This window comes from Kitasatospora sp. NPDC093558 (assembly GCF_040683475.1).
In the GTDB taxonomy this organism is placed as follows: Bacteria; Actinomycetota; Actinomycetes; order Streptomycetales; family Streptomycetaceae; genus Kitasatospora.
The window spans coordinates 1-1,047 of sequence record NZ_JBFBDY010001397.1; the positions used below are offsets into that span (position 1 = coordinate 1).

At 76.3% G+C, this 1,047-nt stretch carries 1 protein-coding gene; it reads right to left on the bottom strand.

Going from position 1 to position 1,047, the window contains the following annotated elements:
* Positions 1-1,047, bottom strand: a 1,047-nt coding sequence (locus AB0O00_RS41300) for an FtsX-like permease family protein (RefSeq protein WP_363659793.1), incomplete at both ends; no start/stop codon positions are given.

A 1,047-nucleotide genomic window follows, 5' to 3' on the forward strand; every position in this document is an offset into this window, starting at 1 on the left:
CACGCCGAGCGGGTCGACGACCACCCGGCGCAGGGCGGCGAGCGTGACGCCGACGGCCAGCAGCGGCACGACGACGGCGATCGCGGCGGCGATCGCCGGGTGCGGGGCGACGTCCTGCGGGTAGAAGCTGAAGCCGGCGAGCCTGATCCGCCCGATCACCTGCCGGGCGGCCAGGAACAGGCCCGCGCCCGCGACCAGTCCGAGCACGGCCCCGACCAGCGACTCCCCGGCCGCGATCCGGGCCGTCGTGCGGCGGTCCGCGCCGCCCAGGCGCAGCGCGGCGAGCCTGCGGTCGCGCCGCTCGCCGCCGAAGCGCGCGGCGGCGGCGAGGAAGACGCCGACCGGGGCGAGCATCACCATGAGGCCGACGGCGTTGAGCAGGATCAGCCTGGGGTCCATCGGCTTGGGCGGCGAGAAGTGCCCGTACGCGTCGATCCGGACGGCCCCGGTGTCCACCGTGAGGCCGTCGCCGCCGAGCACGTAGTCGGCCTGGCCCGGGCCGAGCAGCCCGGCGGGGCCGACGGTGCCGACGACGGGGTAGGGGAGGCGGTCGCGCAGGAGCGCGTTGGCCGGGTCCTTCAGCAGGTCGGCGAGGGCGGGGGAGACCACCATGTGCCCCGGCGCCGGGTAGGCGGCCACGCCCGGCGGGAGCGGCGGGTTGGCGCCCTCGGGCTGGACGACGCGGCCGCGGACCGGGGTGCCCCGGAACGTCGTGTCGGCGGCGGCGATGAGGACGGTCCGGTCGCCGGGCGAGGGGATGACCTCGTCCAGGAAGGTGTCGTTCTGGGTGTACAGGCGGTCGTTGCGGTGCTCGACGATACCCGGGAAGGACGCGGTGAACAGCAGCAGCGCCACCCCGAGGCCGACGCCGCACGCGGTGAGCAGCAGCCGGCCCCAGCCGTCCCGGCCGCCGTTCGTCGCCAGGCGCACGCCGAGGCCGAGCTGGTCGAGGAAGGGCGAGCGGACCTTGCTGTCCGTCGGGCCGGTCGTATCGCCGAAGGGCGAGCGGACCTTGCCGTCGGTCGGGCTGCTCGTATCGCCGAAGGA